Below are 14558 nucleotides of genomic sequence, written 5' to 3'. Positions count from 1 at the left end.
CAGCGCGCACCCGTCCAACGACGTCCTGCCCTAGGCCGGCGGCCAGCCTTCCGGCGAGCAGGCGGCGACGAGCGCGCGCCGGCCGGCGCGGGCGAGCGGCTGGAGCGCCTCCCGCCGGGCCGCGATCTCGTACGACGAGACCGCGCCGCCGTCGTCCTCCAGCGCGAGGTCGACGATCTCGGCGGCCTGCAGCCCGCGGGCGGCCAGCTCGACGCAGCGCGCCGGGACGCCGTCGGGCGCGCTCAGCGGCTCGCGGTGCCGCAGGTTCATCAGCCGGTCGGCCACCTCGGGACGCCAGCGGGCGACGTCGAGGGCGGCCAGGGTCTGCGCCGTCTCGATCAGCGCGGCCCGCAGGCCCCGGTCGGCCTCGCCGACGTCCGGCAGCTGGCGCCGCTCCGCGCGGTGGGCCACCCAGGTCACCGCAGCGCCCACGCGCACCGGCACCAGACCCACTCCGGCGTCGACGGCCACGACCGCCTCACCGGCGTCGAGCGCAGCGTCGTTGAACGGCCGGGGCCCGCCCAGGCCGACCGGGTCGCCCTCCACGGGGAACGCGGCCCCGATCCCGGTCGCGCCCTCGGCCCGGAGCCGGCCCAGCCCGGTCAGCAGGCCCTCGGCGGCGTCGGCGCCCCCGAGGCCGAGGCCCGAGAGCAAGGCGACGACGTGGGTGGCGTCGTCGTCCACGACCGCGTCGACGAGCAGGTCCGCCACGACGTACCCGCGCAGCCAGGAGGTGCCCCACCAGGCGAGACGGGCGGCGGGCGGCAGCGGTGAAGTCACGGCCGAGGACACTACGCCGGGCCGTGGAGCCGTCTGGATAGGGTTGCCTCATGAGCGCCGTGCTGGACTTCGCCGACGTCACCGTGCGGCGCGGGCAGTCGACCCTCCTCGACCGGGTGAGCTGGACCGTCGAGGAGGACGAGCGGTGGGTGATCCTCGGCCCGAACGGTGCCGGGAAGACCACGCTGCTCCAGGTCGCCTCCGCGCAGATGCACCCCACCGAAGGGGTCGCGGGGATCCTCGAGGAAGTCCTCGGCACGGTCGACGTCTTCGAGCTCAAGCCGCGGATCGGACTCACCAGCGCCGCGCTCGCCGAGCGGATCCCGCGCTCCGAGCGGGTCCACGACGTGGTCGTCTCGGCGTCCTACGGCGTGGTCGGCCGCTGGCGCGAGGAGTACGACGACCTCGACCACGACCGGGCCACCAGCCTGCTCCGTGAGCTCGGCGCCACGCACCTCGTCGATCGGACCTTCGGCACCCTGAGCGAGGGGGAGCGCAAGCGGGTCCAGATCGCCCGCGCGCTGATGGCCGACCCCGAGCTGCTGCTTCTCGACGAGCCGGCCGCGGGCCTCGACCTGGGCGGGCGCGAGGACCTGGTGGCGACGCTGTCCGTGCTCGCCCACGACCCCGACTCACCCGCGACCGTGCTGGTCTCCCATCACGTCGAGGAGATCCCGCCGGGCTTCTCCCACGCGCTGCTGCTGCGGGAGGGCCGGGTGATGGCCGCGGGGCTGCTCGACGACGTGCTGACCGAGGCCAACCTGTCCGCCACGTTCGGCATGCCGCTGGTCCTCAGCCACGAGGACGGCCGCTGGGCGGCCCGACGGCGCACCCGGCGCCGGTAGGGTCCGGACATGGACTGGCTGAGCGACAACCACTGGGCGGGCTGGCTGAGCGCCGCGGTCGCGCTCGGCGTGATCGAGGTGTTCAGCCTCGACCTGATCTTCGCCATGCTGGCTTTCGGTGCCGTGGTCGGCCTGGTCTCCTCCGCGCTCGGTGCGGCGTTCCTCGTCTCGTTCCTGCTGGCCCTCGGCACCGCCGGTGCCACGCTCTTCCTGCTGCGCCCGCCGCTCATCAAGCGGCTGCACGGCGGACCCGACCTGACCATGAGCCACGGTCGGCTGGTCGGCAGCCAGGGCGTCGCGGTCTCCCGGATCACCGGCGTCGAGGTCGGCCAGGTCCGGCTCGCCGGCGAGCTGTGGTCGGCCGCGCCGTACGACGACACGCTGGCCATCGAGCCCGGCGAGGCCGTCGAGGTGCTGGAGATCCGCGGCGCCACGGCGTACGTCCACCCCGTCCCACGCCTCGACCCCTAGCGCTCGACCCCACAGCTCGACACACCAAGCTCTCGGAAAGGAGCCCTCGTGGATGGCGTCATCGTCCTCGTCCTGCTGGGCCTGATCTTCCTGTTCATCGTCACGGTGATGGCCAAGACCGTGCGGATCGTGCCCCAGGCGCGCGCCGGCATCGTGGAGCGGTTCGGCAAGTACAAGCAGACCCTGCCGGCCGGCCTCAACATCGTGGTGCCGTTCATCGACAAGGTCCGCTACCTGATCGACCTGCGCGAGCAGGTGGTGAGCTTCCCGCCCTCGTCGGTGATCACCGAGGACAACCTGACCGTCGAGATCGACACGGTCATCTACTTCCAGGTCATCGACCCGGTGGCGGCGACCTACGAGATCGCCAACTACATCCAGGCCGTCGAGCAGATCACCATGACCACGCTGCGCAACATCGTCGGCGGCATGGATCTGGAGCAGACCCTCACCAGCCGGGAGACGATCAACTCCGGGCTCCGCGGGGTGCTCGACGAGGCCACCGGCAAGTGGGGCATCAGGGTCGGCCGGGTCGAGATCAAGAGCATCGACCCGCCGCCGTCCATCAAGGACACGATGGAGAAGCAGATGCGCGCCGACCGCGACAAGCGCGCCGCGATCCTGACCGCCGAGGGCCAGCGGCAGTCGGCGATCCTGACCGCCCAGGGCCAGAAAGAGTCGGCGATCCTGTCGGCGCAGGGTGACCGGGAGTCGCAGATCCTGCGGGCCCAGGCCGACCGTGAGGCCGCGATCCTGCGGGCCCAGGGCGAGGGCCAGGCCATCCAGACGGTCTTCCAGGCGATCCACGACGGTCGCCCCGACCAGTCGCTGCTGGCCTACCAGTACCTCCAGATGATGCCGAAGATCGCCGAGGGCGACGCCAACAAGGTCTGGATCGTCCCGAGCGAGATCGGCAAGGCGCTCGAGGGCCTGGGCTCGACGATGAACAGCCTGCAGGGCATCCCGCAGGAGGTGGACGGTCCGGTCAAGCGGGTCGACATGGGCCCGACCCAGCCGCAGGTGCCCGAGGCGCGCGGCGAAGACGCCGAGGTCTCGAAGGCCAACGCCGCGGTCGAGGCCGCGATCGCCGAGGCGCAGTCCGCGGCCAACCCGCGCAAGCCCGCCGAACCGGAGCAGGTCACCAGCACCGATCCCTCGATCGATCCCGGTGAGGTACCGCCGGCGCCCGCCCCCTAGGTGCCGCCCCTCCTCGAAGCGCTCGCGATCCTGCTCGCGGGTGTGGCCGCGGGTGGGATCAACGCGGTGGTGGGGTCGGGAACGCTGATCACGTTCCCGACCCTGCTCGCGTTCGGCGTCCCGCCGGTCGTCGCCAACGTGTCCAACAACATCGGCCTGGCACCGGGCTCGGTGTCCGGCGCGATCGGCTACCGCCGCGAGCTCGTCGGTCAGCGTGCCCGCGTGCTGCGGCTGGTCAGCGGGTCGTTCCTGGGCGGCCTGCTCGGCGCCGTACTCCTGATCGTGCTGCCCGAGGGCGCCTTCGAGACGATCGTGCCGGTGCTGATCGGACTCGGCATCGTGCTGGTCGTCGTCCAGCCGCGGCTGTCGCGCCGGGTCGCGGCCCGTCGGGAGGCGGCGGGTGCGCCCGCCTCGCGCCCGGACCCCTGGTGGGTCTGGCCGACGACCGCCCTCGCCGGCGTGTACGGCGGCTACTTCGGCGCCGCGCAGGGCGTGATCCTGATGGGCATCCTCGGGATCGGCATCGACGAGTCGCTGCAACGACTGAACGCGGTGAAGAACGTGCTCGCCGCGGTGGTCAACGGGGTCGCCGGTGTGCTGTTCGTCTTCGTCGCCGATGTCGACTGGTGGCTGGTCCTGCTGATCGGGACCGGAGCCGTCGTCGGCGCGCAGCTCGGCGCCTCCGTCGGTCGCCGGCTGCCGCCGACGGTGCTCCGCGCGGTCATCGTGGTGGTCGGGCTGGCGGCCCTGGTGTCGTTCGCGGTTTGACCCGGTTGTGCTGATTGGTCACATTCAGCAACTAAGACGGCTCTCAGTTGACGTTTGTGACCAAGCGGCGTCTTTAGGGGCCCACCGGTCAGGCGACGGCCTTGGCCTTCTTCTTGGTCCGCAGCCCCAGGAAGCCCGCGAGCACCGCGCCGATCGCGACGCCCATGAACGGCGCGGCGGCCTTGGGCTGGACCGTGCCGTCCTGGATGCCGAGGTAGCCGGTGCCCGCGTCGGCGGCGTCGACGAGGGTGCCGAGGAGCACCAGGTTGCGGCGGGTGCCGCCGCGGGCGAACAGGGTCGCGGCGCCCAGCGCCACCTCGCGGGAGCCGAAGAGCCGGGTCACGTAGGGGAGCTGGGGGTTGCCGGTGGTGTCGAGGTTGAGCAGCCGACCGCCGAGGCGGGGGTCGGCCAGCGCGACGGCGCCGACGACGATGCGGCCCAGGGAGAGTCCGGTCACAGGATTCATGCCCCGGACCCTAGCGGCCCGGCGCTCAGCCGACGCGGACCCGGGGACCGTAGGGACCGTCGATACGCGTCGAGGGGGTGGCGCCCCGAGGCTCCCAGCGGTCGGAGCGCAGGACCTCGTTCTCGTCGCCACCGAAGGCGTACGACGACACGCCTGCCCGCACCCATCGGGGGTCGCGCAGGCATCGACGCGAGAGGACCACGACGACCCGGTCGCGGGCGTGGTCGATGCGCCCACGCAGCCCGCGGCAGCTCGCGTCAGGACCGGCGATGACGAAGGTCCCGCACGGATTGTCCTCCGTCGGTTCGACGTCGATCGCGTCGTAGTCCGGCAACGTCATCAGAGCGACGCGTGTCGCCGAGCTGCCGGCGAACCGGGAGACCTCGATCTCGACGTCGCGCCTCTGGGTCCGCAGGTAGACGGTGGTCGAGCGGGCATCGCGTGGGGCGACGTCGCGGAACCGAACCGTCACCCGGACCCGACTGCGGGAGTGCCGGACGCTCACCCGGGTGATGTCCTGGGTCCGATCCGCCGGGTCCACCCGATCGGTCCAGGTGCCGCACGGCTCGGGCTCGGAGGCGTAGGTGGTGACCACGACGTCGCGCGAGGCGTCGCGGTCCGACCACGTCGCGCCGAGGGCGGGGAGGGGCAGCAGGGTCGGCGCGCTGAGCACGGCCACCAACAGGAGAAGACGACGGAGCACCGAACGATTCTCCGGGTCCGGGCGGGACAGCGCAGGCCTTCGCCGAAACACGTGACACCCTCGTCACATGGACCTGTACGACGTCATGCGCACCACGCCGGCCGTCCGCGAGTTCACCGGCGACCCGCTGCCCGATGATGTGCTGCACCGGATCCTCGACCAGGCCCGGTTCGCGCCGAGCGGCGGCAACCGGCAGGGGACGCGGGTGGTCGTGGTGCGCGACCACGCCACGCGGGAGCGGCTGGCCGAGCTCAACGAGCCGGCGGTCCGCCGCTACGTCGCGCAGGGGAAGGCCGGCCAGAGTCCGTGGAACCCGCTGGAGGAGCCGACGCCCAGCGCTGCGGAGATCGCGGCGACCGCGGTGCCGGCGGCGTTCATCGAGCCGCTGCGCACGGCCGGTGCCGTGCTCGTGTTCCTGGTCGACCTCGGCGTCGTCGCGGCCACGGACCAGCACCTCGACCGGGTCGGCCTCGTCGCCGGTGGCTCGGTCTACCCCCTGGTCTGGAACGTGCTGCTCGCCGCCCGCGCCGAGGGGTACGGCGGCACCATCACCACCATGGCGGTCGCCGAGGAGCCGGCCGTGCTGGCGCTGCTCGGAGTCCCGGACCGCTACGCGCTGGCCGCCGTCGTCCCGCTCGGGCGGCCGGTGAAGCAGCTGACCCGGCTGAAGCGGCAGGAGGTCGCCGACTTCGTCACGCTGGAGACGTTCGACGGCGAGCCGCTCGCCTAGATGACCACGTCCCAGGGCTCGCACGCTCCCCGGGACTCGGTCATCTAGTCGACGTAGGCGGAGTGCCAGCGCGCGATCTCGTCGTACGCCTGCTCGCGGGGGCCGGGGAGGGAGAGGACGACGTCGTGGCGGGCGCCCTCGATGGCGGCGTAGGTGACGTGCGGGCCGACGGCGGTGGACCAGCGGCGGATCTGCTTCACGTCGAGGACGATGTCGAAGCCGTGGACCTCCGGACCCATCTCGACGGGGCTGGCGGAGGCGCCGGAGGAGAGCACCAGCACCGGGCAGCGTACGGCGAGTCCGCGCTGCAGCCGGGCGTGCCCGATCCGGATCGCCCGCAGCCAGCCGGTGGTGACCGCGAACGACTCCAGCGGCTTCCAGGTCAGGTCGAAGTCCCATTCGCCGTCGTGGTCGCGGTGCAGGCTGCGGCCGTAGAGGCCGCTGACCTTGCGCGGGATCTCGCGCAGCGGCTGGCGCGCCCCGAGCTGCTTGACCACGGCGGTGCCGACGGTGCGCATCAGCAGCCCGGCCTGGAAGTCGAGCCAGGGCGAGTTGAGGACCATCCCGGCGAGCCCGTCGGGTCGGCGGGCGTCGGCCCACAGCGACACGGTCAGCCCGCCGGTCGAGTGCGCGGAGATCACGACGTGGTCGTGCCCGTCCCGGCCGGTGACAACCTCCCAGGCCGCGTCGAGGTCCTCGGTGTACTCGTCGAGGTCGGCGACGTACGTCGGGGTCTGGTGCGGCCGGATCGAGCGGCCGTACTTGCGCAGGTCGAGGGCGTAGAAGTCGTAGCCGCGCGACGTCCACCACTCGGCGTACGCGGTGTGGAAGAAGTAGTCGGCGAAGCCGTGCACGTGCAGCACGGCGCGCCCGGTCGGGGCGTCGGCGGGGCGGTGCACCAGGGTGGCGACCACCTCGCCCTCGTCGTCGGGCGCGAGCGCGAGGGTCTCGGCGACGTAGGGCTCGCCGAGGATGTCGGTCTCGGTCATGCGCGCAGTCTGGCAGCCCGCCGGTCCCGGACCTCGAGCGCCAGGTCGGGGTGGTTGGTGGTGACCAGCCAGGCGCGGCCCGGCTTGAGCCAGTAGTGCAGCGACTTCTCGGTGTCGATCGTCCACACCAGCAGCGGCAGGCCGCGGCGGCGGGCGAAGCGGGCGACGCCGTAGCGGGCGAGGGTGTGGTTGGCGACCATGACGTTGGCCAGCGACGCGCGGTAGCGCAGCCGCGGGAAGAGCTCCGACAGCCGGATGCGTACGGCGGCGCGCAGCGGGAGGCCGCGCACGCGCCGACCGAGCGAGAGACCGGCCAGCACCGGCAGCCCCTCGGCGTCGGACCACTCGCGGACGGCCCGCACGGACCGGTCGTCGAGCGTGGTGACCACGATGTTCTCGGCGCCCATCACCTCGACGGCCCGGGCGACCGCGGCGATCTCGTGGGCGCCGCCGGGGGAGGAGAACTTCAGGTCGATGTGGGCCCGGGCCCGGCCGGCGAGGACCTGCAGCACCTCGTCGTAGCGCAGCACGTGGGGCCGGGTCGCCTGGAACTGCGCCAGCGTCGACTCGCGCACCCAGCGCTTGCGCCCGTCGACCTGGATCCAGTCGTCGTGGTGGAGCAGCAGCTCGCCGTCGCTGCTGCGGTGCACGTCGAACTCGACGTAGTCGACGCCGAGGCCGAGCGCCCGGTCGAGCGCCTCGCGGGTGTTCTCCAGGTCCTTGTCGCCGCCGGCGCCGCACCGGTGGGCGCTGAGCAGGACCGGATCGCGCGGCCTCACTGCACGCCCCGCCCGAACGCGTACGACGCCGCCTCACGGACCAGGCCGGCGAGCAGCCCCACGTCGGCAGCGGTCTCGGGGTGCCACTGGACGGCCACGCGGAAACGGGCCTGGGGATCCTCCATGGCCTCCAGCGTGCCATCAGCGGCGTGCGCGGCTGGCACGTACCCCGGGTGGGTCCGCACCGACTGGTGGTGGTGGCAGCTCACGACCAGCTCGGAGCCGACCAGTCCGGCGACCCGGGTGCCCGCCACCGTCGCGACGGTGATGTCACCGAAGACGTCTCCGCCGGGGCTGTGCCGCTCGTGGCCGACCAGGTCGGGCGTGTGCTGGTCGAGCAGCCCGCCGGCGTGCACGGCCATCAGCTGCATCCCGCGGCAGACGCCCAGGACGGGCAGACCGCGGAGCTCGGCGGCGTCGAGGAGCGCCAGCTCCCACGCGTCGCGATCGGCCCGCCAGGCGGCGGTCCGGGGGTGCGGTGGCGTGTCGTACCGTCCGGGGTCGACGTCGGCGCCGCCGCTGATCACCAGCCCGTCGAGCCGGGCCACGACCGCCTCGGCCGAGGCCGGCCCCTGCGTCGGCAGCAGCACCGGGACGCCGCCGGTGGCCTCCACCGCCTCGGCGTACTGCGTCGGCAGCAGGTCGGCGCGCTGCCGCCAGACCCCCCAGGCCGCGTCCTCGCGGTAGGTGGACAGGCCGATGACCGGGACCGCCATCAGAGGGGGGTGACGTAGGCCCCGGAGATGCCGCCGTCGACCAGGAACGTGCTGGCGGTCATGAACGAGGAGTCGTCGGAGGCGAGGAAGAGGACGGCGGCCGCCATCTCGGACGGTTCGCCGAAGCGACCCATCGGGACGTGCACCAGGCGCCGGGCGGCGCGCTCGGCGTCCTTGGCGAACAGCTCCTTTAGCAGGGGCGTGTTCACCGGGCCCGGGCAGAGGGCGTTGACCCGCACGCCCTGCCGGGCGAACTGCACGCCGAGCTCGCGCGTCATCGACAGCACCCCGCCCTTGGAGGCGGAGTAGGAGATCTGGGACGTCGCCGCCCCCATCACCGCGACGAAGGACGCGGTGTTGATGATCGATCCCCGGCCCTGCTCGAGCATGTGGGGGAGGGCGGCCTTGCAGCACAGGTAGACCGAGGTCAGGTTGACCTCCTGCACCTTGCGCCACGCGTCCAGGTCGGTGTCGAGGATCGAGTCGTCCTCGGGCGGGCTGATGCCGGCGTTGTTGAACGCGATGTCGACCGAGCCGTAGGTGTCCTTCGCGGTCTGGAACAGCGCGTCGACCTGGTCCTTGTCGGTGACGTCGACGTGGACGTAGGTCGCGAACTCGGGGCCGCCGAGCTGACCGACGATCTCGTGCCCGCGCTGGTCGTCGATGTCGCCGATGATGACCTTCGCGCCCTCCTCGACGAACCGCTCGACGGTCGCCAGCCCGATGCCCGAGCAGCCGCCGGTGATGACCGCGACCCGGTCCTGGATCCTGCCTGCCATTTCTCTCCGTTCGTTGGTCGAGTAGCCCCGCGAGCAACGAGTGGGGCGTCTCGAGTTCTCGTTGGTCGAGTAGCCCCGCGAGGAACGAGTGGGGCGTATCGAGACCTAGTGGGCGATGAAGACGTTCTTCTCCTCGGTGAACGACATCGGCGCGTCGGGGCCGAGCTCCCGGCCGAGGCCGGACTGCTTGTAGCCGCCGAACGGCGTCCAGTAGCGCACCGCGGAGTGGCTGTTGACCGAGAGGTTGCCGGCCTCGACGGCGCGGGCCACGCGCAGCCCGCGGCCGAGGTCGTCGGTGAAGATCGAGCCGGACAGACCGTAGTCGCTCGCGTTCGCGAGCTCGACGGCGTGCCCCTCGTCGTCGAAGGGCATCACCGCGACCACGGGTCCGAAGACCTCCTCGCGCCAGATCCGGGCGCCGGGGTCGTCGACGGTCACGACGCTCGGCGGCACCCAGAAGCCGTCGCCACCCGGGGTGGTCCCGGCGAACGCGACGTCGGCCTCGTCGAGGTACGAGCGGACCCGGGCCTGCTGGCCGGCCGAGATCAGCGGTCCCATCTCCGCGCCCTCGTCGGTCTCCGGCACCGCCACCCGGAACCCCTCGACCGCAGGCTGCAGGTGGGTCAGGAACTCGTCGTACGCCGAGCGCTCGACGAGGATCCGGGAGCGGGCGCAGCAGTCCTGGCCCGCGTTGTCGAAGACGGCGTACGGCGCGGTCGCGGCGGCCGTGGCCAGGTCGGTGTCGGCGAACACGATGTTGGCCGACTTCCCGCCCAGCTCCAGGGTCACCCGCTTCACCTGCTCGGCGCAGCCGGCCATGATCCGCTTGCCGACCGCGGTTGACCCGGTGAAGGTGACCTTGCGGACCAGCGGGTGGGTCACGAAGCGCTCCCCGACGACCGGACCGGCCCCGGGCAGCACGGTCAGCACGTGCTCGGGCAGGCCGGCCTCGAGGGCCAGCTCGCCGAGCCGGATCGCGGTGAGCGGCGTCAGCTCGGCCGGCTTCAGGACGACGGTGTTGCCGGCGGCGAGGGCGGGCGCGAAGCCCCAGGCCGCGACCGGCATCGGGAAGTTCCAGGGCACGATGATGCCGACGACGCCCAGCGGCTCGTGGAAGGTCACGTCGGTGCCGCCCGGCACCGGGATCTGCCGGCCGAACATCCGCTCCGGCGCCCCGGCGTAGTAGTTCAGGCAGTCGCGGACGTTGCCGGCCTCCCAGCGGGCGTTGCCCCAGGTGTGGCCGGCGTTGCGGACCTCCAGGCCGGCCAGCTCCTCGACGTGGGCGTCGACGACGGCGGCGAAGGAGCGCAGCAGCCGGGCGCGCTCGCCGGGCGCGACGGCACGCCAGGACGCGAACGCCTCGTGGGCGGCCGCGATGGCGGCGTCGGTCTCCTCGAGCGAGGCCAGCGGGACGTCCTGGATCGGGACGGCGGTGGCCGGGTTGACGAGGGTGAACAGGTCGGACATGCCCGAGCTCACAGCCTTTCGAAGCCGCGACGCAGCTCCCAGTCGGTGACGGCGGCCTGGTACGCGGCGATCTCCACGTCGGCCATGTTGGTGTAGTGGTCGACCACGGCGTCGCCCAGGGCGGCCCGGGCCACCGCGGAGGACGCGAACGCCTCCCGGGCCGCGGACAGGGTGGCGGGCACCTTCGGCCGGCCCGAGGTGTAGGCGTTGCCGACCAGCTCGGGCTCCAGCTCCAGGCCCTGCTCGATGCCGTGCAGCCCGCCCGCGAGCATCGCGGCCAGCGCGAGGTAGGGGTTGGCGTCGGCCCCGGGCACCCGGTTCTCCATCCGCGCGCCCGCGCCGTGCCCGACCAGGCGTACGGCGCAGGTGCGGTTGTCGAGGCCCCAGGCGATCGTGGTCGGCGCGAACGAGCCGTCGGCGAAGCGCTTGTAGGAGTTCACGTTCGGCGCGAAGAGCAGCGTGAAGTCGGCGACGGTGGCGAGCACGCCGGCGACGAACTGATCGTAGAGCGGCGTCCGCTCGCCGTCCTTCCAGAACACCAGCTCGCCGTCGGTGCCGCGCAGCGAGAGGTGGATGTGGCAGGAGCTGCCCTCGCGCTCGTCGTACTTGGCCATGAAGGTGATCGCCTTGCCCTGCTGGGCGGCGATCTCCTTGGCGGCGTTCTTGTAGACGACGTGGTTGTCGGCGGTGGTGAGCGCGTCGGCGTAGAGGAAGCCGATCTCGTGCTGACCGAAGTTGCACTCGCCCTTGGCGCCCTCGACGTCGAGGCCGGCGTCGTACATGTGGTTGCGGATGGAGCGCAGCAGCGGCTCGACCCGGGTGGTGCCGAGGATCGAGTAGTCGACGTTGTACTGGTTGACCGGCGTCAGGCCGCGGTAGCCCGCGTCGTGGGCGGCCTCGTACGTCGTGTCGAAGGCGATGAACTCGAGCTCCGTGCCGGCCAGCGCGGTCCAGCCCTGCGCGGCGCAGCGGTCCAGCTGGGTCTGCAGGATGGTGCGGGGCGACTGCGGCACCGGGGAGCCGTCGGTCAGCGCCAGGTCGCACTGCACGAGCGCGGTGCCGGGCAGGTGGGTCAGCAGGCGGACCGTGCGCTCGTCGAGGACGAACTCCATGTCGCCGTACCCCTGCTCCCAGGACGAGATGGCGTAGCCGTCGACGGTGTTCATGTCGACGTCGACCGCGAGCAGGTAGTTGCAGCCCTCGGTGCCGTGGCCCACGACGTGGTCGACGAAGTAGCGGCCGTGCAGGCGCTTGCCCTGGAGCCGCCCCTGCATGTCGGTGAAGGCGACGATCACGGTGTCGATCTCGCCTGCCCCGATCCGGGCGACCAGGTCGTTCATGCTCAGGTGTCGCTCGTTGCGCAGGGTCATGCGGTGCTCCTCATCGGTGCTCCTCATCGGGTCAGCCCACCAGGCCACGCAGGAGCGCGGCCGTGTCGTCGCAGTGTTCCTCCATGGCCGCTCGGGCGCGCTCGGAGCGCCCCGCGAGGATCGCGCGTACGACGGCCGCGTGCTGCCGGTCGGAGTGCGCGATGTTCGTCTCCAGCACCGGGATGGCCAGCAGCATCTCGTGCAGCGCCGACTGCACCGACGTCACCGCCTCGACCATGCGGGGCGAGGCGCTGAGCGTGGCGATGGTCAGGTGGAACCGCGAGTCGGCCTGCCGGTGGTCGGCGGGCCGGCGGGCGGTGGTGACCTCGTCCAGCGCGAGCTGGAGCTGGGCACGGGCCGGCTCGGACAGCGGCAGGCTCGCGGCGAGCGCGGCCGCCCCGGGCTCGATGACCCGGCGGAAGTCGAGCGAGTCGAGCCAGTCCGCGCGCCGCTCCGGCGACACCCGGGCGGCCGCGCGGGCCGACGGGGTCCGGGGCTTGAGCGTGACCACGGTGCCGCCCCCGCGGCCCCGGGTGGTCTCGACCAGGCCGGCCTGCCGCAGGGCCGCCATCGCCTCCCGCAGCGTGGCCCGGGAGACCTGCAGGCGCGCCGCCAGCTCGCGTTCGGGAGGGAGGACCGAACCGAGCGGGTAGACGCCGAGCCGCATCGCGGTGGCCAGCTGCTCCACGCACGCCTCGAAGGCGTGGTGGCCGCGCACCGGCCGCAGGACCGCCTCGGGCAGCCCGGCTGCGGGGTCGGCGGTCATGCGGTTCATCCTCTGGTCGGCGGGGGTGGTGCGTCAATCGTCCCCACAGAGTAAAGGTCTGGGTTCATACCAATTTTACGGGAGAGTGTTTACACCCGGATTCCGACGGGTCTAGGTTCCGGTTCACGAATGCACGAGCAGCCCGGAAGGTGTGCCGCATGACCGCAGAGACCCCGCCTCAGCTGAACGAGGACGACGCCCATCTCGCTCGGCTCGGCTACAAGCAGGAGCTGGCCCGGACCTGGTCCGGCTTCTCGAACTTCGCCATCTCGTTCTCGATCATCTCGATCCTGGCCGGGTGCCTCACGACGTACGGCGCCGGCATCGGAAACGGTGGACCGGTCTCGATCTCCTGGTCGTGGCCGATCATCTCGGTGTTCATCCTGATCATCGGCTTCTGCATGTCGGAGCTGGTCTCGGCGATGCCCACCTCGGGCGGCATCTACTACTGGGCGTCCAAGATGGGCGGCGCCCGGACCGGCTTCTTCACCGGGTGGCTGAACCTGATCGGCCTGATCGCGGTGACCGCGTCGGTCGCCTACGGGTGCGCGACGTTCTTCAACCTCACGTTCCTGGCCTGGGGCTGGATGGACGAGTTCTCGCTGAACGCCGTCTTCGTGACGTTCCTGGTGATCCTGGTCCTGATCACGGTCGTCAACATCTTCTCCAGCCACCTGCTCGCGCTGATCAACAACATCTCGGTGTGGTGGCACGTCGTCGGCGCGGCCGTGCTGGTCCTGGTCCTGGTCCTCGTGCCCGACCAGCACCTGAGTGTGTCGCAGGTCTTCACCGACACCTACAACGGCTCCGGCTGGGCCGACGGGTCCACCAGCAGCGCCGTCTACTTCTTCGCGATCATCCCGTTCGGGTTCATCCTCACCCAGTACACGATCACGGGCTTCGACGCCTCGGTGCACCTCTCCGAGGAGACCCAGGGCGCCGCCAAGACGGCGGCCCGGGCCATCTGGCAGTCGATCTTCTACTCCGCCGTCGGCGGCTACATCCTGCTGCTCGCCGTGACCTTCGCGATCCCGCAGGTCGACGGGGCGCCCGACTACGCCAGCATCCCGGCCGGCGGGGTGGCCTACGTCTTCGACGCCGCCCTCGGGTCGACCTGGGGCGGGCTGCTGCTCCTCATCTCGTCCTGCGCCCAGCTGTTCTGCGCGACCGCCTGCCTGACCTCGACCTCGCGGATGATGTTCGCCTTCAGCCGGGACCGCGCGGTCCCCGGCTCGCGCCTGTGGTCGAAGGTCAACGCGCAGCGCACGCCGGTCAACGCCGTCATCTTCGCTGCGGTCCTGGGCGCGATCATCACGCTGCCGGCGCTGAAGTCGGTCAACGGCATCCCGACCGCGTTCTACGCCGTCACCTCGGTCTCGGTGATCGGCCTCTACTTCTCCTTCGCGATCCCGATCTACCTGCGCTGGCGCGAGGGCGACGCGTTCGAGGTCGGCAGCTGGAACAACGGCCGCAAGTACCGCTGGATGAACCTGGTCGCCGTGATCGAGATCGTGGTGGTCGGCATCATGCTGATGCTCCCGACGTCGCCGTTCGGTGCGCCGTGGCGCGACGAGTTCGACTGGGCCGCGGTCAACTACGCGCCGATCATGGTCGTCGGCGTCCTGGTCCTGCTCGGCATCTGGTGGTCGGTCTCGGCGAAGAACTGGTTCACCGGGCCGGTGAACACCATCGACGACGCGGTGGTCCAGGCCTTCGACGACTGAGACGACGG

The 14558-nt window shown here is 71.9% G+C and carries 16 protein-coding genes; 6 read left to right on the top strand and 10 right to left on the bottom strand.

The genetic code is table 11. The features are described from left to right. Window positions 1-30: 30 nt before the first annotated feature. Window positions 31-780: a hypothetical protein gene (locus V7S47_RS18485; RefSeq protein ID WP_336562948.1), complete on the bottom strand. Its 750-nt coding sequence runs from the start codon at window positions 778-780 to the stop codon at window positions 31-33. 50 nt (window positions 781-830) lie between these two features. Between V7S47_RS18485 and V7S47_RS18480 the strand changes: the two genes are divergently transcribed. The 4 genes from V7S47_RS18480 to V7S47_RS18465 all read left to right on the top strand — a co-directional run bounded on the left by V7S47_RS18480 (window position 831) and on the right by V7S47_RS18465 (window position 4061). Beyond that, window positions 831-1625: an ABC transporter ATP-binding protein gene (locus tag V7S47_RS18480; RefSeq protein ID WP_336562947.1), complete on the top strand. Its 795-nt coding sequence runs from the start codon at window positions 831-833 to the stop codon at window positions 1623-1625. 9 nt (window positions 1626-1634) lie between these two features. Beyond that, the gene (locus V7S47_RS18475; RefSeq protein WP_090856282.1) at window positions 1635-2096 is read left to right on the top strand and encodes an NfeD family protein; all 462 of its coding nucleotides are present in this window, start codon (window positions 1635-1637) and stop codon (window positions 2094-2096) included. A 108-nt stretch (window positions 2097-2204) separates the two neighbouring features. After that, window positions 2205-3293: an SPFH domain-containing protein gene (locus tag V7S47_RS18470; RefSeq protein WP_336562983.1), complete on the top strand. Its 1089-nt coding sequence runs from the start codon at window positions 2205-2207 to the stop codon at window positions 3291-3293. Then, window positions 3294-4061 carry a sulfite exporter TauE/SafE family protein gene (locus V7S47_RS18465; protein ID WP_090856285.1) on the top strand — a complete coding sequence of 256 codons (768 nt, stop codon included), beginning with the start codon at window positions 3294-3296 and terminating at the stop codon, window positions 4059-4061. An 88-nt stretch (window positions 4062-4149) separates the two neighbouring features. Here V7S47_RS18465 and V7S47_RS18460 read toward each other — a convergent pair whose 3' ends face one another. Beyond that, window positions 4150-4527: a hypothetical protein gene (locus V7S47_RS18460; protein WP_336562946.1), complete on the bottom strand. Its 378-nt coding sequence runs from the start codon at window positions 4525-4527 to the stop codon at window positions 4150-4152. Window positions 4528-4552: 25 nt separating this feature from the next. Next, on the bottom strand, window positions 4553-5230 hold the full coding sequence (locus tag V7S47_RS18455) for a hypothetical protein (RefSeq protein WP_336562945.1): 678 nt from the start codon (window positions 5228-5230) through the stop codon (window positions 4553-4555). A gap of 67 nt (window positions 5231-5297) precedes the next feature. Here V7S47_RS18455 and V7S47_RS18450 point away from each other — a divergent pair, with 67 nt between their 5' ends. After that, window positions 5298-5960, top strand: a complete 663-nt coding sequence (locus V7S47_RS18450) for a nitroreductase family protein (RefSeq protein ID WP_336562944.1) — start codon at window positions 5298-5300, stop codon at window positions 5958-5960. Between the two features lie 44 nt (window positions 5961-6004). On the opposite strand, the gene V7S47_RS18445 is transcribed toward V7S47_RS18450, so the two are convergent. The 7 genes from V7S47_RS18445 to V7S47_RS18415 all read right to left on the bottom strand — a co-directional run bounded on the left by V7S47_RS18445 (window position 6005) and on the right by V7S47_RS18415 (window position 12826). Beyond that, entirely contained in the window at window positions 6005-6949 is a 945-nt protein-coding gene (locus V7S47_RS18445) for an alpha/beta hydrolase (protein ID WP_336562943.1), read from the bottom strand. Further along, a complete protein-coding gene (locus V7S47_RS18440; protein ID WP_336562942.1) occupies window positions 6946-7728 on the bottom strand; it encodes a glycerophosphodiester phosphodiesterase in 783 nt (260 codons plus the stop codon). The genes V7S47_RS18445 and V7S47_RS18440 overlap by 4 nt, the downstream gene beginning before the upstream one ends. Beyond that, window positions 7725-8444: a gamma-glutamyl-gamma-aminobutyrate hydrolase family protein gene (locus V7S47_RS18435; RefSeq protein WP_336562941.1), complete on the bottom strand. Its 720-nt coding sequence runs from the start codon at window positions 8442-8444 to the stop codon at window positions 7725-7727. Before V7S47_RS18435 ends, V7S47_RS18440 begins: the two co-directional genes overlap by 4 nt. Further along, window positions 8444-9223: a 3-oxoacyl-ACP reductase gene (locus V7S47_RS18430; RefSeq protein ID WP_336562940.1), complete on the bottom strand. Its 780-nt coding sequence runs from the start codon at window positions 9221-9223 to the stop codon at window positions 8444-8446. Before V7S47_RS18430 ends, V7S47_RS18435 begins: the two co-directional genes overlap by 1 nt. 105 nt (window positions 9224-9328) lie before the next feature. Further along, window positions 9329-10690, bottom strand: coding sequence for an aldehyde dehydrogenase family protein (locus V7S47_RS18425; RefSeq protein ID WP_336562939.1), 1362 nt, complete (start codon window positions 10688-10690; stop codon window positions 9329-9331). A gap of 8 nt (window positions 10691-10698) precedes the next feature. Further along, complete coding sequence (locus V7S47_RS18420) at window positions 10699-12060, bottom strand: glutamine synthetase family protein (protein ID WP_336562937.1); 1362 nt, start codon at window positions 12058-12060, stop codon at window positions 10699-10701. A gap of 31 nt (window positions 12061-12091) precedes the next feature. Beyond that, on the bottom strand, window positions 12092-12826 hold the full coding sequence (locus V7S47_RS18415; protein ID WP_336562936.1) for a FadR/GntR family transcriptional regulator: 735 nt from the start codon (window positions 12824-12826) through the stop codon (window positions 12092-12094). Between the two features lie 158 nt (window positions 12827-12984). Between V7S47_RS18415 and V7S47_RS18410 the strand changes: the two genes are divergently transcribed. Beyond that, entirely contained in the window at window positions 12985-14550 is a 1566-nt protein-coding gene (locus tag V7S47_RS18410; RefSeq protein ID WP_336562935.1) for an amino acid permease, read from the top strand. Window positions 14551-14558 lie beyond the last annotated feature (8 nt).

The sequence above is a fragment of the Nocardioides sp. CCNWLW216 genome, from assembly GCF_037120545.1.
In the GTDB taxonomy this organism is placed as follows: domain Bacteria; phylum Actinomycetota; class Actinomycetes; order Propionibacteriales; family Nocardioidaceae; genus Nocardioides; species Nocardioides lianchengensis.
Note: the sequence above shows the minus strand (reverse complement) of the source record. Positions and strands in the feature narration are given on the sequence as shown.